Origin of the sequence: Ruegeria discodermiae (genome assembly GCF_030758345.1) — a bacterium.
GTDB lineage: Bacteria > Pseudomonadota > Alphaproteobacteria > Rhodobacterales > Rhodobacteraceae > Ruegeria_C.
In genome coordinates this window covers 120,549-141,697 of the sequence record NZ_JAVAMO010000011.1, presented here as the reverse complement: position 1 = coordinate 141,697, position 21,149 = coordinate 120,549, and the positions used below count along the sequence as shown (strand labels likewise).

At 61.2% G+C, this 21,149-nt stretch carries 18 protein-coding genes and 1 pseudogene; 13 read left to right on the top strand and 6 right to left on the bottom strand.

The features are described 5' to 3' along the window. Positions 1-8: 8 nt before the first annotated feature. The gene (aspT, locus tag Q5Y75_RS19920; protein ID WP_306200912.1) at positions 9-1,712 is read right to left on the bottom strand and encodes an aspartate-alanine antiporter; all 1,704 of its coding nucleotides are present in this window, start codon (positions 1,710-1,712) and stop codon (positions 9-11) included. A 294-nt stretch (positions 1,713-2,006) separates the two neighbouring features. On the opposite strand from aspT, the pseudogene Q5Y75_RS19915 reads away from it, so the two are divergent. Then, positions 2,007-2,420: pseudogene (locus Q5Y75_RS19915) on the top strand (IS6 family transposase); the annotation flags it as partial. Between the two features lie 197 nt (positions 2,421-2,617). Here the strand turns inward: Q5Y75_RS19915 and Q5Y75_RS19910 are convergent. Together Q5Y75_RS19910 and Q5Y75_RS19905 are read right to left on the bottom strand one after the other, a co-directional pair. Beyond that, positions 2,618-3,172: an ActR/PrrA/RegA family redox response regulator transcription factor gene (locus Q5Y75_RS19910; RefSeq protein ID WP_306200874.1), complete on the bottom strand. Its 555-nt coding sequence runs from the start codon at positions 3,170-3,172 to the stop codon at positions 2,618-2,620. An 86-nt stretch (positions 3,173-3,258) separates the two neighbouring features. Beyond that, positions 3,259-3,879 (bottom strand): SCO family protein, encoded by a 621-nt coding sequence (locus Q5Y75_RS19905; RefSeq protein WP_306200872.1) that lies wholly within the window; start codon positions 3,877-3,879, stop codon positions 3,259-3,261. 90 nt (positions 3,880-3,969) lie between these two features. Here Q5Y75_RS19905 and regB point away from each other — a divergent pair, with 90 nt between their 5' ends. The 10 genes from regB (at position 3,970) to Q5Y75_RS19855 (ending at position 16,608) form a co-directional block, all read left to right on the top strand. Continuing rightward, positions 3,970-5,367 carry a sensor histidine kinase RegB gene (regB, locus tag Q5Y75_RS19900; protein ID WP_306200870.1) on the top strand — a complete coding sequence of 466 codons (1,398 nt, stop codon included), beginning with the start codon at positions 3,970-3,972 and terminating at the stop codon, positions 5,365-5,367. Positions 5,368-5,430: 63 nt separating this feature from the next. After that, a complete protein-coding gene (locus Q5Y75_RS19895) occupies positions 5,431-6,936 on the top strand; it encodes a PAS-domain containing protein (protein ID WP_306200869.1) in 1,506 nt (501 codons plus the stop codon). 41 nt (positions 6,937-6,977) lie between these two features. After that, complete coding sequence (tsaE, locus tag Q5Y75_RS19890; RefSeq protein ID WP_306200867.1) at positions 6,978-7,460, top strand: tRNA (adenosine(37)-N6)-threonylcarbamoyltransferase complex ATPase subunit type 1 TsaE; 483 nt, start codon at positions 6,978-6,980, stop codon at positions 7,458-7,460. Continuing rightward, positions 7,457-8,458: an aminoglycoside phosphotransferase family protein gene (locus Q5Y75_RS19885; protein ID WP_306200865.1), complete on the top strand. Its 1,002-nt coding sequence runs from the start codon at positions 7,457-7,459 to the stop codon at positions 8,456-8,458. Before tsaE ends, Q5Y75_RS19885 begins: the two co-directional genes overlap by 4 nt. Further along, positions 8,455-9,129: a nucleotidyltransferase family protein gene (locus tag Q5Y75_RS19880; RefSeq protein WP_306200863.1), complete on the top strand. Its 675-nt coding sequence runs from the start codon at positions 8,455-8,457 to the stop codon at positions 9,127-9,129. Before Q5Y75_RS19885 ends, Q5Y75_RS19880 begins: the two co-directional genes overlap by 4 nt. Further along, positions 9,122-12,049 carry a double-strand break repair protein AddB gene (addB, locus tag Q5Y75_RS19875; protein ID WP_306200861.1) on the top strand — a complete coding sequence of 976 codons (2,928 nt, stop codon included), beginning with the start codon at positions 9,122-9,124 and terminating at the stop codon, positions 12,047-12,049. Before Q5Y75_RS19880 ends, addB begins: the two co-directional genes overlap by 8 nt. Next, positions 12,046-15,405 carry a double-strand break repair helicase AddA gene (gene addA / locus Q5Y75_RS19870; RefSeq protein WP_306200859.1) on the top strand — a complete coding sequence of 1,120 codons (3,360 nt, stop codon included), beginning with the start codon at positions 12,046-12,048 and terminating at the stop codon, positions 15,403-15,405. The genes addB and addA overlap by 4 nt, the downstream gene beginning before the upstream one ends. A gap of 61 nt (positions 15,406-15,466) precedes the next feature. After that, complete coding sequence (gene trxA / locus Q5Y75_RS19865; RefSeq protein ID WP_306200857.1) at positions 15,467-15,787, top strand: thioredoxin; 321 nt, start codon at positions 15,467-15,469, stop codon at positions 15,785-15,787. A 105-nt stretch (positions 15,788-15,892) separates the two neighbouring features. Beyond that, positions 15,893-16,243: a Lin0512 family protein gene (locus tag Q5Y75_RS19860; protein ID WP_306200855.1), complete on the top strand. Its 351-nt coding sequence runs from the start codon at positions 15,893-15,895 to the stop codon at positions 16,241-16,243. Next, complete coding sequence (locus tag Q5Y75_RS19855) at positions 16,240-16,608, top strand: Lin0512 family protein (RefSeq protein WP_306200853.1); 369 nt, start codon at positions 16,240-16,242, stop codon at positions 16,606-16,608. Before Q5Y75_RS19860 ends, Q5Y75_RS19855 begins: the two co-directional genes overlap by 4 nt. Positions 16,609-16,666: 58 nt before the next feature. On the opposite strand, the gene Q5Y75_RS19850 is transcribed toward Q5Y75_RS19855, so the two are convergent. Further along, entirely contained in the window at positions 16,667-16,864 is a 198-nt protein-coding gene (locus tag Q5Y75_RS19850) for a DUF1127 domain-containing protein (protein WP_306200851.1), read from the bottom strand. Positions 16,865-17,084: 220 nt separating this feature from the next. On the opposite strand from Q5Y75_RS19850, the gene hslV reads away from it, so the two are divergent. Continuing rightward, complete coding sequence (gene hslV, locus Q5Y75_RS19845; protein ID WP_306200849.1) at positions 17,085-17,642, top strand: ATP-dependent protease subunit HslV; 558 nt, start codon at positions 17,085-17,087, stop codon at positions 17,640-17,642. 176 nt (positions 17,643-17,818) lie between these two features. Here the strand turns inward: hslV and Q5Y75_RS19840 are convergent, their stop codons facing one another. Then, the gene (locus tag Q5Y75_RS19840) at positions 17,819-19,060 is read right to left on the bottom strand and encodes an MFS transporter (protein ID WP_306200847.1); all 1,242 of its coding nucleotides are present in this window, start codon (positions 19,058-19,060) and stop codon (positions 17,819-17,821) included. A 148-nt stretch (positions 19,061-19,208) separates the two neighbouring features. After that, positions 19,209-19,604, bottom strand: a complete 396-nt coding sequence (locus Q5Y75_RS19835) for a DM13 domain-containing protein (protein WP_306200845.1) — start codon at positions 19,602-19,604, stop codon at positions 19,209-19,211. 198 nt (positions 19,605-19,802) lie between these two features. Here Q5Y75_RS19835 and hslU point away from each other — a divergent pair, with 198 nt between their 5' ends. Next, a complete protein-coding gene (gene hslU / locus Q5Y75_RS19830) occupies positions 19,803-21,110 on the top strand; it encodes an ATP-dependent protease ATPase subunit HslU (protein ID WP_306200843.1) in 1,308 nt (435 codons plus the stop codon). Positions 21,111-21,149: the final 39 nt, after the last annotated feature.

Sequence of the window (21,149 nt, the reverse complement as noted above, 5' to 3'; positions counted from 1 at the left end):
TCCTCGGGTTAGGGCGATGGGTTGGTGTTGATCACGCCGATGATGATCGGCCCCCAAAGCGTCAGAAAAACATTCGCGACCGCATAGGTGACGGTAAACGACACCACGGGCGTGGCATTCCCCGCCTTATCCAGAAGCGCGGCGAATCCTGGATTGGCGCTGCGCCCGCCAACAAGACAGCCAAGGGCTTCGATCGGGTTCTGAATGCGCAGCACGTAGTAAGAGAAAAAGAAAACCACGATCTGCGGAATGATGGTCACCGCAACCCCCAGGAAGAACAGCGTCAGGCCGGAGTTGCGCAGCGTTTCAAGTGCTTGCGGGCCTGCGGAAATGCCCACGGCACCGACAAACACCGCCAATCCAAAATCCCGCAAGAAATTCGAGGCCCCCACCGGCAGCGCGGCAAACCGCTGATGCGTGCTGTGCAGCCAGCCAAACAGCAATCCCGAAAGCAGGCAACCGCCGCCGGTTCCGATGCTGACCGGAATGCCCGCGACCTTGAACTCGATCATCCCCAAAAGGAAGCCGACAGCCAACCCGAGACCAAAGAAAATGAAATCGGTCACCGCTGCCGCCGAGATCTTGTAGCCGAGCAGCTTCTGCATCCGGTCCAGGTCTTTCGGCGCACCGGTGAAATGCAGCTCATCGCCCCGCCGCAGAGCCAGTTTCGGCGCGATCGGCAAATCCTGTCCGAGCCGTCGGGCGCTGGTGAGAAAGACGCCATGGCGGATGTCGGCGCCCACCTTGTCATGCACCTCCTGCAGCTCCAGCCCGACAAGATCGCGGTTGGTCAGGATAATCTCGCGGCTTTCCTGAACTAGTTCGAACCCCGCTGGCGCGATCACTTCGGGACCGAAATACTCTGCGGATTTCTGCACCAATGCGGTCGGGCCGGACAGAGCAACCACGTCGCCCGCAGCAATGATTGTGGCTTCGGACAGATCGAGTGCGGCGCTCTCGCGTATCACCGATTCGATGGCCGCATCGGCAATCGCTTCATCCGCAGCCAGAACCTGCTGCCCGATCGCGGCGCTGCCTTCGGACACCAGATAGAAGCGTGTCACCACATCGCGCACCGCGTTGAACTGCCCCGGCCCCAATACCGTGCGCCCGCCAGCCATGGTTTGTTCCAGCTTGATCGCCTCGGCGCGAATATCCCATTTCATCACCATGGGAATGAACCAGGTTGCGATCAGGATCGGGCCGAGCGAGCCGAAGATATAGGTCACCGCGTAGCCTACGGCGACGTTGGTCTCCATCGTGCGGATCAGATCGGCGGAAACATCCAGCTTGGAAATCGCACCGCTTGCCGTGCCGATGATCGCCGATTGTGTGAGCCCGCCCGCCGCCAACCCCGCAGCGGTGCCCCGGTCAAGCTGGAACAACCAGGCCGCCGCAACCACGCAGATCAGGCCAGCAAAGCACATGACAAATGCCGAGATGAGCTGGTTGAGCGAGCGCAGATTCAGGGCATGGGCGAATTGCGGGCCGCCCTGATACCCCACCGCATAGATAAACAGAGCAAAAAAGATCGTTTTGACGCCGGGGTCTATGGTGACGCCAAACTGGCCAACCCCGACACCAATCAGGAGCGTTCCCGCAATGCCGCCCAGAACGAAGCGCCCTATGGTCAGCTTTCCGGCAAGATACCCAAGGGAAATCGCGACGAATAGGGCCAGATATGGCAAGGCTTCAAAGAGCCGATCAATCATTTCGATCAAATCGTCATTCTCCTCTGGGCCCGCGCGCGTCCATTGAGGGAAGCCTATCGACCGACCTGCGCCCTGACAACCTTACGCTGAACCGGCTGGCGAGCTGCGATATGATCGCTGAAAAAACGCGGCACGCTCAAACCTTGGTAGCGATGCCCCTGTCCAATTCCTCCCGAGCCTTTTAGCTGCGCATGTACGGTATGCGTGAAAGCAGATCGAGACCTTGCTGGTTCCAGAAATGCAGCAGATCGATAAATATCCAGCTTTCCGTCAGCTTGTCGCCGCTCCGCCGATGACGAAGTCGTGATAGTCATACGAGGTAAGAAACACTGGCTTTGGCGTGCGGTAGACCAAGACGGATTTGTCCTGGATGTGCTGGTGCAGAGCCGGCGTAATTCCCAAGCAGCCAGGAGATTGATGCTAAAGCTGCTCAAGCGGCAGGTAACTGTTCCACGCGCCATGATCACTGACAAATTACGCTCCTACAGCGCAGCAAAGCGGAAGACCATGCCGAGCGTTGAGTATCGATCGCACAAAGGATTGAACAATAGGGCTGAGAATTCCGATCAGCCAACGCGACAATTAGAGAGGGTGGTGAAGCGTTTCAAATCAGCAGGGCACCTCCAGCGCTTCGTACCCATCAACGACCCAATAGCCAACCTGTTCCACCTGCCCCGCCACGAAATGACATCAGCCTATTTTCGGTAAATGCGATCACTCGCTATGGGCAAGTGGCGCGAGACTACTGAGTTGAAGGCGGGGTGAATCCCGACCGTCTTCGAGTTTCTTGCCCTCAAGTGTTTAGTTTACAGTGCTGGCTGAACAGATAGTCCCTGCTGACTCTGCTGCGGGCAGTTGACACGCCCATTGTCTGCGAGGCGATCAGGCGGGTTGCCTCGAAACCGCTACCGCGGGCTGCGTTTGGCCAATATCCGCTGCAAGGTCCGGCGGTGCATGTTCAGGCGCCGCGCGGTCTCGCTGACATTGCGGTCGCAGAGTTCATAGACACGCTGGATATGTTCCCAACGGACCCTGTCAGCACTCATCGGGTTTTCCGGGGGGGGCGGTAGCTCGTCGCTGCCCACCAGCAGCGCGTTCATGATATCGGTGGCATCGGCCGGTTTCGAAAGATAATCCGTGGCGCCGATCTTGACCGCTGCCACGGCGGTGGCAATCGCGCCATAGCCCGTCAGCACCACCACTCGGCAATCGGGGCGCTTTTCGCGCAGTACCTCGACCACATCCAGACCATTGCCATCTTCCAGCCGCAGATCGACCACGGCATAGGCCGGCGGGCGGGCGGTGGCGATGGCGCGCCCTGCAGCAACGGAGCCGGCGGTCTCGATCTCAAAACCGCGCTTTTCCATTGCCTTGGCCAGACGCCTCAGAAACGGCTCATCATCGTCAACCAGCAAAAGCGATTTGTCTGGTCCGATTTCAAGCTGAGAAGTGTCGGCCATAGTCGTTCATTCCATTGTTTTTGGGCTCGATGTGGCTGTGCCGAGTATTAACGGCGCAACCTGAAAGGTCAAACACGGCAAGTGGGTCACGCAGCGTCGAGAAAGCAGCCGATCTGGTCGGCCATCTTCTCGGGCTCGATCTCGCGGCGGAAGAACTCGACGAAGCCGTGTTCGGGCAGCACCAGATAGCTGAAGGTCGAATGATCGACCAGATAGAACTCGTCGGATTTGTCCTGCGCCTTATAGTAGGTCTTGTAGGCCTTGCTGGCCGCCTTGACCTGTTCCGGTGATCCGGTCAGGCCGATCAGCCGCTCATGCAGGTTTTCGGCATAATCCCCGACGACCTCGGGCGTGTCCCGTTCCGGGTCGATAGAGATGAAGACCGGCGTCACCATCTGGCCGCGACTTTCCAGAACATCCACCGCGTCGGCATTGCGGGCCATATCAAAGGGGCAGACATCCGGGCAGAAGGTGTAGCCGAAATAGATCAGCGCCGGTTCGGTAATCACATCCGCGTCGGTAACCGTCTGGCCATCTGCATTGACCAGTTCGAACGGACCGCCGATTGCGCCCGCCCCACCCGCGATCTGGCTGGCGCGGCATTGTGCGAATTGATCATCCGATTGTCCCCCGCGCGTCATGAACCAGGTTACGGCAAGCAAAAGCACCACAAAGACAGCGGCCAGAATGGCGTAGAGACGGGGCATGGCGTTGAACCTCTAAGAATGAGATGTTGAACATACTGGCCGTGAGACCTATCAACTTGGTCGGCCTTTGCAACGGGACATAGTTGACCAATGGCGATTTCCAATAGCAACCTCTGGCGCGGCCAGGAACGCAGCGGCTGGATTCGGCTGCGCACTTTGATCCTGCTGCGCTGGATCGCGATCATTGGCCAGTTGGGCGCGATCACCGTAGCCCAGCGCGTCTATCACCTGCAGCTTGAGTTGGCGCTGTGCTATCTGGCCGTCGGCATTTCCGTGATCGGCAACCTGATCGCGATCTTCATCTTCCCCGAAAACAAGCGCCTGACCGAGTTCGAGAACTTTCTGATGGTCTTGTTCGATCTGCTGCAACTGGGCTCACTGCTCTATCTGACCGGGGGCCTCAACAACCCGTTTGCATTGCTGCTTCTGGGGCCGGTGACGATCTCGGCGAATGTGTTGGGGCTGCGCTCGACCCTGATCATCGGGGGGACGGCGATTGTGCTGGTCACGCTGCTGTCCGAGTTCTACCTGCCACTGCGCACCGCAAGCGGGATGATCCTGCAGGATGCTGATATCTTTGTTTTTGGCAACTGGATTGCCATTATCATCGCTATTGTCTTTCTGGGCCTCTATTCCTACCGGATCAGTACTGAGGCGCAATCCATGTCCGAGGCGCTGTCAGCGACACATATGGCGCTGGCCCGGGAGCAGAAACTTACCGATCTGGGCGGCGTCGTTGCCGCCGCCGCGCATGAGCTGGGCACGCCGCTGGCAACGATAAAGCTAACCAGTTCTGAATTGATCGAAGAGCTGGATGACCACCCGGACCTGCGCGAGGATGCCGCGCTTATCCGCGAGCAGGCGGATCGATGCCGCGATATCCTGCGCAATATGGGCCGGGCCGGGAAAGACGATCTGCATTTGCGGCAGGCCCCGCTATCGACCGTGATTCACGAATCCGCCGAGCCGCATTTGGATCGTGGCAAAGAGGTGCATTTCCACGAAGGTCCCGGTGAGGGTGGCGACATGCAGCAACCCTCGATCCTGCGCCAGCCCGAGGTGATCCACGGGCTACGCAACCTGATCCAGAACGGCGTCGATTTCGCCCGCAGCGCGGTCTGGATCGAATCCGAATGGACCGAGGACAAGATCGTCATCCGCATCATGGATGACGGGCGCGGCTATCCCCCGCATTTGATCCGCAGAATCGGAGATCCGTTCATGCGGCGCAGACGCAGCGAAAGCGAGCAGCGCACGAGGCCGGAATATGAGGGGATGGGGCTGGGCCTGTTCATTGCCAAGACATTGTTGGAACGCAGCGGGGCCACGCTGTCCTTTGCCAATGGCTGGGACCCGAACCAAACGCTGAGCACATCGCCCGAGCGGTTGGGGGCCATCGTGCAGGTGGCCTGGCCGCGCAACAAGATCGACGCACGCATGGGCGAAAATCGTGTTCCCGTCGGCCACAACCAGCAGATCCCCGTCTGATTAAGCGGCTGTTAACCTCTATGGGTCCAGTGTCGCGGATACGGTTTCGGCAAAGGTTCGGATATGGCGACAGGCGATTGGATCACCCTGGCAAGCATCTGCTTGCTTTCTGCCATACTGGCCGCGCTGTGGATATCGCCCAAGCGCGCATTGGCAGGCCCCGCCGGACATCTGCTGCGCTTCAATCCGCGCCGCAAGACGGTGTACCTGTTCGATGGCGAGGATCTGATCGGAATGTCCGATAACGGCCCCGAATTGCAGGATTCGGTGGTTGATTGGGACACGCTCCATGCGCATTTGTCGGTTGATTTCCCGGGATTTCCCGACAGCCCGGAAAAGGTCCGCTCGCATGGTGAAATCCGGGTGCCTCCGATCGATGGCAGCAACCAGACCGAGGTGTTATGTGAATGGATCGACGGGGTGACACGGGTGGAATTGCGCGCGGCCCGTCCCGACACGGCTTGCGACGAGACCGCCCCGATGCGGCTCGCCATGGACAAGGCGCCGTATCCGGCCTGGTATCTGGACGGGTCCAACCGGGTGACATGGTGCAATACAGCCTATTCGATGCTGGCGCGAAAAGTGCGCGACAACCGGCCCCGGCTGGAAGACCCGTTTTTTCCCGATCCGCAGGCCCTGGGCGTGCTGGGTCGCAAGAAACGCATCAGCATCGAAACCGAGGATGGCCAGCACAAGCTTTGGTATGATTTCACCGCGTTGAAACAGCAGGGCGGCTTTCTGTGCTATGCGGTCGACGCCCATGCCGTGGTCGAGGCCGAGGTGGCGCGGCGTGATTTCGTTCAGACCCTGTCGAAAACCTTCGCGCAGCTCTCCACCGGTTTGGCGATCTTTGACCGCAATCAGCAACTGGCACTGTTCAACCCTGCATTGACCGACCTGACCGCGCTGCCCATCGATTTCCTCAGCGCGCGCCCCAGCATCGCCAGCTTTTTTGACCGGTTGCGCAACAACAACATGATGCCCGAACCCAAGAGCTATAGCAGCTGGCGCCATCAGATCGACGCCTTGCTGCAGGCGGCCGCTGACGGGCGCTATCAGGAAACATGGTCGCTGCCCTCAGGCTCGGTCTATTCGGTCAGCGGACGGCCACATCCCGATGGTGCTGTGGCCTTCCTGTTCGAGGATATCACCGCCGAGATCACCCTCACCCGCCGCTTTCGCGCGGATATGGAGCTGGGCCAGACCATCCTCGATCATCTGGACGACGCCATCGCAGTGTTTTCCGCCGATGGCGCGCTGAGCTATTGCAACCGGGCCTTCCGCACCCTCTGGGAAGTGGACCCGGATGAAAGCTTCGACCAGATATCGGTGCTGAATGCGACCCGGATCTGGCAGGAACGCTGCACCGCTACGCCGGTCTGGGGTGACATCCGCGACTTTGTCGCCGCGCGCGAAAATCGCAGCGATTGGTGGGCACAGGTGAAGCTTCGCAAGGGGCATCCGCTTGCGGTATCGGTCAGCCCCCTGCCGAACATGGCGACGATGGTAAGTTTCTCTCATGAAAGCACCGTGGCTGAGGCGGAAAACAAGCAGCTCACGCGGGCCTGAACCCGCTTGCAGCCGGGTTGCGCCAGCGTCATTGTGGCGCCATGAATTCGGGCAGCCCATCGATATTTACCAAACACACACGCTCCCCCGCGCAAACAGCTGCGCTGGCCCAGAACCTGGGTCCAACGCTGGAGCCGGGGGATTGCCTGCTGCTCATCGGTCCGATCGGCAGCGGCAAGACTCATTTCGCCCGCCACCTGATTCAGAACCTGATGACCGAGGTCGAGGATGTGCCCTCGCCCACCTACACGCTTGTCCAGACCTATGAGACCCGCCTGGGCGAGCTGTGGCATGCCGACCTCTACCGCCTAACCAGCACCGGTGAAATCGAAGAGCTGGGCCTGAGCGATGCGTTCGAGACCGCGATCTGCCTGATTGAATGGCCCGATCGCCTGGCAGAGCTGACGCCAGACAACGCCCTGCAGATCAGTTTCGACACCGATCCCGATCAGGCTGAGGCGCGCGATCTGAACTTTGCCTGGAGCGATCCGAAATGGCAGCACCGTCTGGACGGTCTGGCATGAGCGCACGCGACGCGCTGCTGGCCGCTTTTCTGCAGCATGAGGGCGTGCAGGATGCGCAGACTCAAGCACTTGCGGGGGACGCCTCGAACCGCCGTTATCTGCGCCTGACCGACCCGGCGGGCAACCGGCTGATCCTGATGGATGCGCCGCCGGAAAACGGCGAAGACGTCGGACCGTTCCAATCCATCGCGCGGCATCTGCGCGACATCGGCCTGAGCGCGCCTGTGATCCACGCCGCCGACCCAAAAGCAGGGTTCCTTCTGCTCGAAGATCTGGGCGACGGCCTTTTCGCGCGCCTGATCGAACGCGACGCGGCGCTTGAAAACAGTCTCTATCAAGCGGCAAGTGATGTATTGATCACATTGCGATCCGCGCCGGTTCCTTCGCTGGCTCAGCCCGATGCCACCCATCTCGCTACCATGACGGGCATCGCATTTGAGAAATATGCCGAAGCGATCACCGGGCGCGATCAATCGCAGGACGCTGCTGAATTCCAAAGCCGTTTCCACAAAATCCTCGACCAGGTTCTGTCAGACCCGCCCGTTCTGGCGCTGCGGGATTACCACGCGGAAAACCTGATCTGGCTGCCGGATCGCGACGGCCCGGCCCGCGTCGGCCTGCTGGATTTCCAGGACGCGTTTCTGTGCCACCCCGCTTATGATCTCGTCTCGCTTCTGCAGGATGCCAGACGCGATGTATCACCCCGGACAGAGGCAGAAACGATCCGCTATTACATCGAAGGCACGGGTTGTGACGCCCACCCTTTCACCACCGCGTATGCCGTGCTTGGCACCCAGCGGAACCTGCGCATTCTGGGCGTGTTCGGGCGGCTTTGCCGCGATTACGGCAAGCCGCATTATGTCAAGCTGATCCCGCGCGTCTGGGGCCATCTGATGCGCGATCTCTACCATCCGGCGATGCAATCCGTGGCGGGCTTGCTCCGCAACAGCCTGCCCGAGCCAACACCGGAAAACCTGTCCAGGCTGAGGCGCCCATGACCAATATCCTTCTATTTGCCGCCGGTTTTGGCACAAGAATGGGCACCCTGACGCAGGACCGCCCCAAGCCACTGATCCTGGTCTCCGGCCGCGCGCTGATCGACCACACGCTGGATCTGGCACACGCCGTCAATCCGGGCCTGATCGCCGCCAATCTGCACTACAAATCCGACATGCTCGCCGCGCATCTGGAACCTCAGGGCGTCACCGTGAATGTCGAAGAGCCGGACATTCTTGAGACCGGAGGCGGACTGCGCGCGGCTCTACCTCTGCTTGGTCCAGCGCCGGTGGTGACCATGAATACCGATGCGATCTGGTCCGGCCCCAACCCGGTTTCAGACCTGCTGAACGCGTGGAAACCTGACAGGATGGATGCGCTGCTGATGTGCGTGCCCACGGAACACGCGCTTGGACATACCGGGAAGGGTGATTTCACCCGCGATGAGGCTGGCCGCATCACCCGTGGCAGCGGGCTGATCTATGGAGGCGTGCAAATTCTGAAAACCGAGAGGCTGGCCGAAATCGACGCCGAGGTCTTTTCGCTCAACCGCCTCTGGGACCTGATGCTCGCGGACAAGCGCCTGTTTGCACTCCGCTATACCGGTCGCTGGTGTGATGTGGGCACGCCCGAGGGCATTACGCTGGCCGAAACACTGCTGGCCGATGTTTGAGCCACGAGACACCCCGCGCGTCTATGCCGTCCCGCCCGGCGCGGATTTCCCCAAAGCGCTGGTCGAAGGGCTGCGCGCGCGCGCGGCGGGGCAGCCGCCCGAAGCCCTGGCGCGCACCGATCTGGTGGTGAACACGCGCCGTATGGCGCGGCGGGTGCGAACGCTATTTGATGCGGGGCCGCCCTGCCTGTTGCCGCGCTTGTCGCTGGTCACCGGATATGCCGACACGGCTGTCAGCCAGCCCTTGCCTCCGGCCCTGCCAGCGCTGCGGCGACGGTTGGAACTGACGCAACTGATAGGCAACCTGATCGACCGGCAACCCGATCTGGCCCCCCGCGCCTCGCTCTTCGATCTGTCCGACAGCCTCGCCGCGCTGCTTGACGAGATGCAGGGCGAAGGTGTCTCGCCCGAGGCAATCCGGGCGCTGGATGTCAGCGATCTGTCCGGCCATTGGGCCCGCACGCAGAGCTTTATCGGCATCGCCGAGCAGTTCCTGCAAGCAACCGACACCGCTCTGGACCAACAGGCCCGGCAACGGCAACTGGTCGAACGCCTGAGCGCCGAGTGGCAGCAGAGCCCACCGCAACACCCGGTCCTTCTGGCCGGATCTACCGGCTCGCGTGGCACGACGATGCTGCTGATGAAGGCCGTTGCCCAGCTGCCGCAAGGGGCGCTGATCCTGCCGGGGTTCGACTTTGACCAGCCGCGCCATGTCTGGGACAAGCTCGACGATGCGCAGTCAGCAGAAGACCACCCGCAATACCGGTTCGCGAAACTGCTGCGCGATCTTGATTTGACGCCAGCCGACGTGCAGCCCTGGACGGGGGGCACCGCCCCCTGCCCGCCCAGAAACCGCCTGGTCTCCCTGGCTTTGCGCCCCGCGCCGGTTACCGATGCCTGGATGAGCGAAGGTCCGGCGCTGACCGATCTCACACAAGCAACCGATGACCTGACCCTGCTCGAAGCGCCCTCGCCCCGATCCGAGGCGCTGGCCATCGCGCTGCGTCTTCGCGCGGCGGCCGAAACCGGGCAAACAGCGGCGCTGATCACCCCGGACCGCATGCTGACCCGGCAGGTCAGCGCCGCACTGGATCGGTGGAACATCCTGCCCGATGACAGCGCCGGTCTGCCACTGCAGCTCTCGCCGCCGGGCCGGTTCCTGCGACATGTGGCGAGCCTGTTCACCAAGCGACTGGATGGTGAAGTGCTGCTGATGCTGCTCAAACACCCGCTCTGCCATGATGGCGCGGAACGTAGCGCGCACCTGCTCAACACTCGTGAGCTGGAATTGGATCTGCGACGCAATGGGCCGCCCTTCCCCGATGCGGCTAGCCTTGCCGCGTTTGCCGAACGCAAAAAGATCGCGCCGGACTGGATCGGCTGGATCGTTCGCCATTTCTGCGACCAGCAGGTTTCGGGACCCCTGCCGCTCGACACCTGGATGCAGCGACTGCGACAGTTGGCCGAGGGTATTTCCGCCGGGCATGCCGGGGGTGAAGGCGGTCTGTGGGACAAGAACGCAGGCCAGAAAGCGCGGACGCTGATCGAATCGCTAGAGCGTGAGGCGCATCATGGTGGCGACCTGTCCCCCCGCGACTTCGCCGATCTGCTTGGCGCATTGCTGGCGGGCGAAGAGGTGCGCGACCGCGACGCCCCTAATGAAAGCATCATGATCTGGGGCACGCTTGAAGCGCGGGTTCAGGGGGCCGATCTGTTGATTCTTGGCGGGCTGAACGACGGCAGCTGGCCCGAGGCGCCCAGCCCCGATCCGTGGCTGAACCGCCAGATGCGCCACCGGGCAGGATTGCTGCTGCCTGAACGCCGCATCGGATTGTCGGCACATGACTTCCAGCAGGCCATCGCCGCGCCAGAGGTCTGGCTGACCCGCGCGACCCGTTCCGATGACGCCGAAACGGTGCCGTCGCGATGGCTCAATCGCCTGACCAACCTGCTGCGCGGCCTGCCCGCGCAAGGTGGCGATCAGGCGCTGACGCAGATGCGCGCGCGCGGCCAAACCTGGCTGCATCGCGCCGATCTGCTGGAGGCCGCGCCAGTGCTGCCCCCGGCCCCGCGCCCCTCGCCCCGTCCGCCGGTAGCGGCCCGGCCCCGGCAGCTTTCTGTTACCGAGATCAAGCATCTGATCCGCGATCCCTACGCGGTCTATGCCAAACATGTGCTGCGGCTACGGCCCCTCGATCCACTGGTTCAGGCACCGGACGCGCTGCTGCGCGGGATCGTGATCCACGACATCCTCGAAGCCTTTATCAAGGACAGCCTGCGCGATGGAGCGATCCTGCATCGCGACGCCTTCCTGAAACGCGCACATGCCTTGTTAGAGACACATATTCCCTGGCCCACCGCGCGCAAACTCTGGCTCGCCCGATTGGCGCGCATTGCCGATGCCTTCCTCGCAGCCGAGGTTGAACGCCGAAGCGACGGCGGTCCGATCGCTTTTGAGGCGCGTATGAAAAAACGCCTCGATCCGCTCGATTTCACGCTGGTGGGCCGCGCCGACCGGATTGATCAGACCGAGAGCGGCGCGCTGCGTATCTACGACTATAAAACCGGCACCCCGCCCAGTGAAAAACAGCAAGCGCGGTTCGACAAGCAATTGCTGATCGAGGCGGCGCTGGCCGAAGAAGGCGGGTTCGAAAGCATCGACCCGATGCCAGTGGCGCGGGCTGTCTTCATCGGCATGGGCGGCAGCTATTCCGAGGTGCAAGCGCCGCTGGAAAGCGAACCACCCGCCCAGGTCTGGGCCGAGCTACGGCAGTTGATCGAAGCATATTTCCAACCTGATCAAGGCTTTACTGCACGCCGAATGCTGCATCGCGATACCGATCAGGGCGAATATGATCACCTCGCCAGGTTCGGCGAGTGGGACCGCACCGCCATCCCCAACCCCGAGGATCTGATATGAGCGCCCGTAACGACGCCACCGAACGGCAGGTGCAGGCAGCGCGGCCCGATGCCTCGACCTGGCTGGCGGCCAATGCGGGCTCGGGCAAGACGCGGGTTCTGACCGACCGGGTGGCGCGGCTTTTGCTCAGCGATGTCGAGCCGCAGCACATCCTGTGCCTGACCTATACCAAAGCCGCCGCCAGCGAGATGCAGAACCGGCTGTTTAAGCGGCTGGGCGAATGGGCGATGCTGGATGACGCACGACTGCAAGCTGAATTGACCGATCTGGGCCTAGAGGGCGCGGTCGATAGTGCCCGTCTGGCCCATGCCCGCACGTTATTTGCCCGCGCCATCGAAACGCCCGGCGGGCTCAAGATCCAGACCATCCATTCCTTCTGCTCGGCCCTGCTGCGGCGGTTCCCGCTGGAGGCCGGGGTCAGCCCGCAATTCTCCGAGATGGAAGACCGCGCCGCCGGGCTGCTGCGCGCGGAAATTGTCGAAGACTTCGCCGATGGTGATGAATCCGCAATCGTGGATGGCATCGCACAGTTTGTGACCGACACTGATCTTGATGCGCTTACGCAGGCCATCGCCCAGAACCGGACCGGGTTTCAGACAATACGCGACTGGGCGGGGCTGCTTGACCTGTTTGACTTGCCGCAAGGGTTTGACGAGCAGGCACTGTCGGGCTCGGTCTATCTCGGCGGCGAGGTGGAGTTAATCCGCTCGATCCGCCCGATCCTGACCGAAAGCGGCGGCAATAACGCCAAGGCCGCCGCCAAGCTTGCTGCCTTCTCCGAGGCGACGCTGGTCCAATTGCCCATTCTGGAAAGCGTTCTGCTGACCAGTGCCTCCGCCAAGGAACCCTTCAGCGCCAAGATCGGCAGTTTCCCGACCAAACCGGTGCGCGAAGGGCCGCTGGCGGGCCAGATGCCACAGCTTGAGGCACTGATGCAGCGGGTGGAGGATGCGCGCGAACGGCGTCTGGCCCTGACCGCAGCCCGCAAGTCTTTTGCACTGCATCGCTTTGCCGCTGCCTTCCTGCCGGAATATGAACGCCGCAAACAATTGCGCGGCTGGCTGGATTTCGACGACCTGATCTACAAGGCGCGGCACTTGCTGAACGATCCCGCCGTGGCCGCCTGGGTGCTCTACCGTCTTGACGGTGGCATCGATCACATCCTGGTTGACGAGGCGCAGGATACCAGCCCGGCGCAATGGGATGTGATCGAGAAGCTAGCGCAGGAATTCACCGCCGGAGAAGGCGCGCGCCCGGATGTGGAACGCACGATTTTTGTGGTGGGTGACAAGAAACAGTCGATCTATTCCTTTCAGGGTGCCGACCCCGATGCCTTTGATCAGATGCAGGCACAATTCGGGACAAGACTGGAGAGTTCAGGCTCTAAATTATGGAAATCAACGCTGGAATACTCCTTCCGCTCGTCTCCTGCAATCCTGCGGCTGGTCGATCTTGTGTTCGCCGAGCGGCCTGACGCCGGGTTCCGGAAAGAAGCGCAACATCGTGCCTTCAAAGGCGACCTGCCGGGCCGGGTCGACCTTTGGCCGGTGATCGAAAAGGTCGAGGAAGACGAGGATCGCGACTGGACCGACCCGGTGGACCGGCCCGGCGCGCAGCATCACACCGTTGTTTTGGCGAAGAAGATTGCTGGCAAAATCAAATCCATGATCAGAGACGAAATCACGATCCCCGAGGCTGGCGACAGGTCCGGGACCTTCGTGCGGCGCAAGGTGCGTCCGGGCGATTTCCTGATCCTCGTGCAGCGCCGCTCAGACCTGTTTGCCGAGATCATCCGCGCCTGTAAAAAGGCCGAGCTACCCATCGCCGGTGCCGACCGACTGAAAGTGGGCGCCGAGCTTGCCGTCAAGGATCTGGCCGCGCTTCTGAGCTTTCTGGCAACGCCCGAGGACAGCCTGTCACTGGCCACGGTGCTGCGGTCTCCGCTCTTTGGGTGGAGCGAACAGCAGCTCTTCGACCTGGCGCATCGCCGCGAAGAGGTGTTCCTGTGGCAAGCGCTGCGGGGCAGGGGTAAGGAATTTCCACAAACGCTCGCTATGCTCAGCGACCTGATGTCCCAGACCGATTTCCTGCGGCCCTATGACCTGATCGAACGCATCCTGACCCGTCATGACGGGCGGCGCAAACTGCTGGGTCGGCTGGGGGCCGAGGCTGAGGACGGGATCAACGCGCTGCTGTCACAGGCGCTTGCTTATGAACGCAGCGACGTGCCCAGCCTAACCGGATTTCTGGTCTGGATGCAGACCGATGATCTTGAGATCAAGCGCCAGATGAGCGGGGTTGGCGACATGATCCGGGTGATGACGGTGCACGGCGCCAAGGGCCTAGAGGCCCCGATCGTCATCCTGCCGGATACCGGCGCGCGCCGTGCACCCACCGATGCCGAGGTGATGCGGGCAGGGGATACGCCTGTCTGGCGGGTGCCGAAAGATGCCTCGCCCGCATTGATCGTTGAAGCGCGGGCAGAGGCGCGCGAGAAGCAGATGAATGAGCGTTTGCGCTTGCTCTATGTGGCTCTAACACGGGCAGAAAAGTGGTTGATCATTGCGGCAGCGGGGGATTTGGGCAAGGCGGGTGACAGCTGGTACCAGATGGTGCAGGGCGCGATGGATCCGGCTGGTGCGACAACGCTGCCGGATGGGCAGACCCAGCGTTTGGAACATGGCGATTGGGACGGTTTGCCGTTTGTTGAGGAAACCGAGGCCCCGAAGCCCAGCGCTGATCTGCCCGATCTGTTCCTGCGAGATCCGCCCGAACCCAAGCCGCAGCCAAAACCGATCAGCCCGTCCGACCTGGGCGGCGCAAAAGCGCTGCCGGGCGATCAGGGTCAGGACGAAGACGCCGCGAAACGGCATGGTACGGCGGTGCATCTGCTGTTGGAGCATCTGCCGCGATATGATTCTGCGGATTGGCCTGCGCGCAGCGAAACCCTGCTGCCCGATCATGACAAGGCAGAGCGGGATCTGGCGCTGAGCGAAGCCAGCGCGGTTCTGCAAAATCCAGCTTTGGCCCCCGTCTTTGCCCGCGAGACTCTGGCTGAGGTTGGTATAACTGCCCCGATGAATGGCCATCGCATTCGCGGTATCATCGACCGCCTGATCATCACCCCGGATCATGTTCAGGCCATTGATTTCAAATCGAATGCCACGGTTCCCGAGACCCCCGAAGCCTGCCCCGAAGGCCTGCTGCGCCAGATGGGGGCCTATGTCTGCGCGCTGGAGCAGGTCTATCCCGGACGGCGGATCGAGGCCGCTATCCTGTGGACACGGACGGGCAGCTTGATGTCCCTGCCACACGATCTTGTGACGGCTTCGTTGCACCGCACCCAGATATCTTGACGTTACATAGAAGGCTACCTAGGTTCACTGCCCAGACCCTTTCCATTCAGGAGACATCATAATGTCCACCGTAGCCGTCACCGACGCCACTTTCGACGCAGAGGTCAAGAACTCCGACATTCCCGTCGTTGTGGATTTCTGGGCCGAATGGTGTGGTCCCTGTAAACAAATCGGCCCCGCTCTGGAAGAGCTGGCCAGCGAGTATCAAGGCAAGATCAAGGTTGCCAAGGTAGATGTCGACAGCAACCCGAATTCCGCCGCCGCCATGGGCGTACGCGGTATTCCGGCGCTGTTCATCTTCAAGGACGGCCAGGTGGTGTCGAACCGCGCAGGCGCGGCCCCCAAGGCAGCGCTACAAAGCTGGATCGACGATTCGATCTGAGCCGGGCCTGACCCGATCGATCAAAGGCGTCCAGCGGGGCGCCTTTTTTATTGCCACCGGCAGTCCGTTGGTGAAACTGCGCGCAATGGATTGAGGAGGGTCAGCATGGCCAAGACACGGGTTCTCGTAGAGTTCGGCATGGGCACGTCGCTCAGGCGCGCGGATTATACCGAGGCGGCGGCGCGCGCGCTCAGGGATGCGCTGTGGCGGAACTCGGTCAACATGGCCGAGCTTTTTGGCTTTCCCAAGGAGACGATGATCGTCGAGGCCCAGATTGGCGTGCAACAGCCCGATCAGGTGGATGTCAGCGCGCTCACCTCGATCTTTCCTTACGGGCAGGTGCAGATCACGGTGGCCGAGGGCGGTCTGGATATCGACAAGCCCGATGGCGCAGGCCGCACGGTCATGGCCAATGCCGCAATTTCTGTCTTTTTCGATATGGAGCCTGCGCAATGAGCATGAAGCGCATCATTCTGGAAATGGGCTTTGGCACCAACCTGCATGGTATGGATTACACCAAGGCCGCACGCCGCGCGGTGCAGGACGCGCTGCATCATTCCTCGATCACCGTGATGTCGTCACTGGGCATGGACCATAAAGAGATGCAGGTTAAGGTGACCATCGGCGTGCAACAGCCCGATCTGGTCGATTGCGATCTGGTGGCTGCCGACCTGCCCCGCGGCAAGGCCCTGTCGGTGCGCGCGGTCAAAGGTGGTCTGGATGTGGATGACCTGCCGACAGGGGATCGCCATATCATGGCCACCGCCGCGATCGAGGCGTTTCTACCGGATCAGCAGGGCGCATATAAGCTGACCAGCTAAAGAAAAAGCCGCCCGGGAAACGAGCGGCTCATCTATCTTCGCGGTACTGAAATCTGGATCAGATCTGCGCGATTTCTTCGCGGGTCAGACCGATATCGTCCAGTTGCGCGTCGGTCAGGCTGGACAGCTCGCGGCGGGTCAGGCGGGCTTCGTTCCAGTCTTTGAGCGGGCGGAACGCCGAGGCGATTGCGTCCACAACGTGGAGGATGGTGGTTGCGCCCAGCGGCGCGTGTGCTTGTACAGAGGCATTTGCCATTGCGCTGTTCCTTTGATGTGCGTTTTCCGATCTCGTCGGTATGAGGTTCATCTAGACCCACCGGGTGAGACTCACAATTGCCCATTCGACAGCCCCGAATTGCACGCCGTGCATAACAAATAGGCAACGTCAAAACCGGCTCGCCTCTCACACAGAGACGACGCCCCTTGTGCGCCTGCACCGCCCGATCCATATAGGCGACGATCAGATGGAGGCATTCATGGCGGATAACGACTTTCCCGGTTGGCACGGCACAACGATTATCGGTGTCAAGAAAGACGGCAAGGTGGTGATTGCCGGGGATGGGCAGGTCTCACTTGGCCAGACCGTGATCAAGGGCACAGCGCGCAAGGTGCGCCGGCTCAGCCCCGGTGGGTTTGACGTGGTGGCCGGATTTGCCGGATCAACGGCGGATGCCTTTACCCTGCTGGAACGGCTTGAGGCCAAGTTGGAGGCAACGCCGGGGCAACTGGCGCGCGCCAGTGTCGAGCTGGCCAAGGATTGGCGCACCGACAAGTATCTGCAAAAGCTAGAAGCGATGCTGATTGTCACCGACGGGACCGACATGTTCGTGATCACCGGAGCAGGGGACGTGCTGGAGCCTGAACATAACGTGGCCGCCATCGGCTCTGGCGGTAACTTTGCCCTCGCCGCCGCACGCGGCATGATGGACAGCGACCGCAACGCCGAAGAGGTGGCGCGCGCTGCGATGGCCATTGCCGCCGATATCTGCGTTTACACCAATGGCAACCTGACCGTGGAGGCCATTGGGGGCTGAGTTTCTGCCCTCAGCCCCCGGGCTCCGCGCGTGAGTGGTGGTGCCCTTGCTTCGCGCTTCCGGGGGGATGCACGAAGACTTAAATGACATGATGGGGGCCGAGGCGGTTTTGTAGCCCTGCTCACAACACGCTGATATGGCGTGTATGCGCGCGTGAGGCTGCGTGAGCGCGCATCCTATTCCAGAAGCGTCTTCAGTTCTTTGCTGCGCCACCCGCGATAGGTGCCGATCAGACCCAGCGTCGCCGATACAAAAACGACGTAAAACGGCAGCCTTATATCGACGCTCATCAGCCCGCCGCCGATCAGCGACATGACCCCACCCGCAAGGCAGAACACCGCCGTAGTCACGCCCATGACCCAGCCCTGATCGCCCTCGGCCACGCTGGAGGAAAACAGGCCCAGCAAGGTGGGGTAGGCGACCCCGAAGAAGAAATAGAACAGGAAGACCGGCACATAGGTCAGGGCTCCGTAGGGGCTGAAGGCAAAGCCCAGCGTGCAGACCATCATCGTTATCAAAGAGACGCGCAGGATGGCGTGCTTGGAAAACCGCTCCTGCGCGGGTTTGACCAAAAAGGTGCTGGAAAAGGCCAGCGCCACACCAATGGTCACCATCAGGACGCTGGCCCCGACCACCCCGTAGCCAAAGGCGCTGGTCTGAAAGTTCTCGGCAAAGACATAGAACGTAACATTGGCGATCATGAAGAACGCGTAGACCGGCAGCAGTTTCAGAACCAGCGGGTGATCTTTGACCGCGATCAGGCTGTCGGTGATGTCGGCGGGTCGGAACACAAAAGGCGCGCGTTCCGTGCGCAGGTCCTTGAAGAAGAAGAGCACCAGAAAGATCGCGATCAGAACCAGCAGGAAGGCCCCATAAAAGGGGGTCTTGAACGAGGCCGCCTGACCGAACAGCGCCAGGTTCGACAGCGCCGCCCCGATCAGCGGCCCGCCCACCAGACCAAAGCTGATGCCGGTGACGATATAGCCCATGTTGCGGTCGCGATCGGCGGCATCAGTGCTGCCATCAATCATCGCCGCCTGCGCGATGGGCTGGTTTCCGGCGGTGAAGCCGGTGATGCTACGCCCCAGGATCAGCAGCAACAGACTGTCGAGATAAAGCGACAGGATCGTCAGCGCATAGCCCACCAGCGCCCCACCTAGGCAGATCAGCAGCGCGTTCTTGCGCCCGATCGCGTCGGACACTTTCGAGACATAGACGACGCCCAGAAACCAAGCGAGAAAGAAGCACCCGATCACCAGCCCATAATAGAAATGCCGCCGACCATCCGGGGTCCCCTCGGGCAGGAACCCGGAAGCGGGCAACATGATCAGCGAATTGATGATCGGAAAGACCAGTCCTTGACCAATCAGATCGACGAAAACAACAAAAAGCAGGGTGATTTTCGCGATTTTGGTCATAAACGTGCCCCGCGCCATTGGATGATCCCGGGGCCAGCCTAGCAAATAGCTGGATTATTTCCATAATTTCCGGGTGACACCGGTATCAGCACGTGAAAAGGGGCCGAACCACCGTTCGACCCCCAGACACATAGCAGGTGAGTGGCGCTCAGTTAATCTTGGCTACGCCCAGCGGAACACCGGCAACCTCGCACCAGATATAGACCTCGTTATAGGCCGAAGCGTCCCAGGTTTTGGGCACGGCATATTGCTGCTTGCCGGTCAGGTTCAACAACGCACCCAGCTTGGTGTCGGGATCATAGGTGCCGTCCTTGCCAAAGGCGACGCGAGGGTCGGGGCCCCCATCCAGCGAAAAGTCATCGCCCAGTTCAACGATATACCGGTCACCTTCCTTGAAAACCCGGACCGAGCCAGACGTTTCGTGATTGGAGCGGCCCTCAAAGCTGCCCTTGGCAGCACCGGCGATGGCGGTGCCCGCGGTGGCAAGCGTCATGGCCGCGCCCGAAGCGGCGGCAGTGATAAACAATGAACGGCGGGTCAGCATGATGGGGGTCCTTCCTGTCGAGATGTTGGCTTGATTGCCTTGTGGTGATCTGTAGGCGGGTTGCGAAAATAAAACCGCGCATCACAAACCCCTGAAAACGCGTGTTCATTCCGTGTGAGCGCGTGAGATTGCCGTGATCTGCTTGCGTTTTCGCGCGCCATGCTTAGGTTCCCAGCGAAACAATGAGACCGAGAGATCATGACCGACCTGACGCCCCGCGAAATCGTATCCGAGCTGGACCGTTTCATCATCGGCCAGCGGGACGCCAAGCGCGCCGTCGCTGTGGCCCTGCGCAACCGCTGGCGGCGCAAGCAACTGAGTGATGATCTGCGCGATGAGGTCTATCCCAAGAACATCCTGATGATCGGCCCCACCGGCGTCGGCAAGACCGAGATCAGCCGCCGTCTGGCCAAACTGGCCCGCGCGCCCTTCATCAAGATCGAAGCCACGAAGTTCACCGAGGTCGGTTATGTCGGCCGGGATGTGGAACAGATCATCCGCGATCTGGTCGATGCCGCCATCATCCAGACCCGCGAATACATGCGTGAAGACGTCAAAGCCAAAGCCCACGCCGCCGCCGAGGAACGGGTAATCGAGGCCATTGCCGGGTCCGACGCCCGCGAGTCGACCCGCGAGATGTTCCGCAAAAAGCTCAAGGACGGCGAATTGGATAATACAGAGATCGAGCTGGAGCTGACCGACAGTTCCAACCCGATGTCGATGATGGAAATCCCCGGCCAGCCCGGTGCCAATATGGGTATGATGAATCTGGGCGATATCTTTGGCAAAGCTTTTGGTGGGCGTACCGTCAAACGCCGCATGACCGTGGCGGATAGTTACGAGGTTTTGATCAGCGAAGAAGCTGACAAGCTGCTGGACGACGAAATCGTCAATCGCACCGCGATGGAGGCAGTCGAACAGAACGGCATCGTCTTCCTCGACGAGATCGACAAGGTTTGCGCCCGCACCGAGGCGCGCGGCGGCGATGTCAGCCGCGAAGGCGTGCAGCGCGACCTGCTGCCGCTGATTGAGGGCACCACTGTCAGCACCAAACATGGCGCAGTGAAGACCGACCATATCCTGTTCATCGCCTCGGGTGCCTTCCACATCGCCAAACCCTCGGACCTGCTGCCCGAATTGCAGGGTCGCCTGCCCATTCGGGTCGAGCTGCGGGCGCTGACCGAGGAAGACTTCGTGCGCATCCTGACCGAGACCGACAACGCGCTGACCCGGCAATATACCGCGCTGATGGGCACCGAAGAGGTGACCGTCACCTTCACCGATGACGGTATCGCAGCACTGGCCAAGATCGCTGCGGATGTGAACCAGAGCGTCGAAAATATCGGCGCGCGCAGGCTCTATACTGTGATGGAGCGGGTCTTCGAAGAGCTGTCGTTCACCGCGCCCGACCGGTCCGGTGACGCGGTCACCGTCGATGCCGGGTTTGTCGAGGCAAATCTGGGCGAATTGACGAAATCAGCCGATGTCAGTCGCTACGTTCTCTAGACCTCGGCGTGGAATCGTCTAGCGTGGGGCCGCATTCAA

Excerpts from the sequence above, each read along its gene's own strand:
- trxA (WP_306200857.1), top strand. The coding sequence starts at position 15,467 with ATGTCCACCGTAGCCGTCACCGACGCCACTTTCGACGCAGAGGTCAAG.
- hslV (WP_306200849.1), top strand. The coding sequence starts at position 17,085 with ATGGCGGATAACGACTTTCCCGGTTGGCACGGCACAACGATTATCGGT.
- regB (WP_306200870.1), top strand. The coding sequence starts at position 3,970 with ATGGCGATTTCCAATAGCAACCTCTGGCGCGGCCAGGAACGCAGCGGC.
- Q5Y75_RS19855 (WP_306200853.1), top strand. The coding sequence starts at position 16,240 with ATGAGCATGAAGCGCATCATTCTGGAAATGGGCTTTGGCACCAACCTG.
- addA (WP_306200859.1), top strand. The coding sequence starts at position 12,046 with ATGAGCGCCCGTAACGACGCCACCGAACGGCAGGTGCAGGCAGCGCGG.
- Q5Y75_RS19840 (WP_306200847.1), bottom strand. The coding sequence starts at position 19,060 with ATGACCAAAATCGCGAAAATCACCCTGCTTTTTGTTGTTTTCGTCGAT.
- Q5Y75_RS19895 (WP_306200869.1), top strand. The coding sequence starts at position 5,431 with ATGGCGACAGGCGATTGGATCACCCTGGCAAGCATCTGCTTGCTTTCT.
- Q5Y75_RS19850 (WP_306200851.1), bottom strand. The coding sequence starts at position 16,864 with ATGGCAAATGCCTCTGTACAAGCACACGCGCCGCTGGGCGCAACCACC.
- hslU (WP_306200843.1), top strand. The coding sequence starts at position 19,803 with ATGACCGACCTGACGCCCCGCGAAATCGTATCCGAGCTGGACCGTTTC.
- Q5Y75_RS19835 (WP_306200845.1), bottom strand. The coding sequence starts at position 19,604 with ATGCTGACCCGCCGTTCATTGTTTATCACTGCCGCCGCTTCGGGCGCG.
- tsaE (WP_306200867.1), top strand. The coding sequence starts at position 6,978 with ATGAATTCGGGCAGCCCATCGATATTTACCAAACACACACGCTCCCCC.
- Q5Y75_RS19885 (WP_306200865.1), top strand. The coding sequence starts at position 7,457 with ATGAGCGCACGCGACGCGCTGCTGGCCGCTTTTCTGCAGCATGAGGGC.
- Q5Y75_RS19880 (WP_306200863.1), top strand. The coding sequence starts at position 8,455 with ATGACCAATATCCTTCTATTTGCCGCCGGTTTTGGCACAAGAATGGGC.
- aspT (WP_306200912.1), bottom strand. The coding sequence starts at position 1,712 with ATGATTGATCGGCTCTTTGAAGCCTTGCCATATCTGGCCCTATTCGTC.
- addB (WP_306200861.1), top strand. The coding sequence starts at position 9,122 with ATGTTTGAGCCACGAGACACCCCGCGCGTCTATGCCGTCCCGCCCGGC.
- Q5Y75_RS19860 (WP_306200855.1), top strand. The coding sequence starts at position 15,893 with ATGGCCAAGACACGGGTTCTCGTAGAGTTCGGCATGGGCACGTCGCTC.
- Q5Y75_RS19910 (WP_306200874.1), bottom strand. The coding sequence starts at position 3,172 with ATGGCCGACACTTCTCAGCTTGAAATCGGACCAGACAAATCGCTTTTG.
- Q5Y75_RS19905 (WP_306200872.1), bottom strand. The coding sequence starts at position 3,879 with ATGCCCCGTCTCTACGCCATTCTGGCCGCTGTCTTTGTGGTGCTTTTG.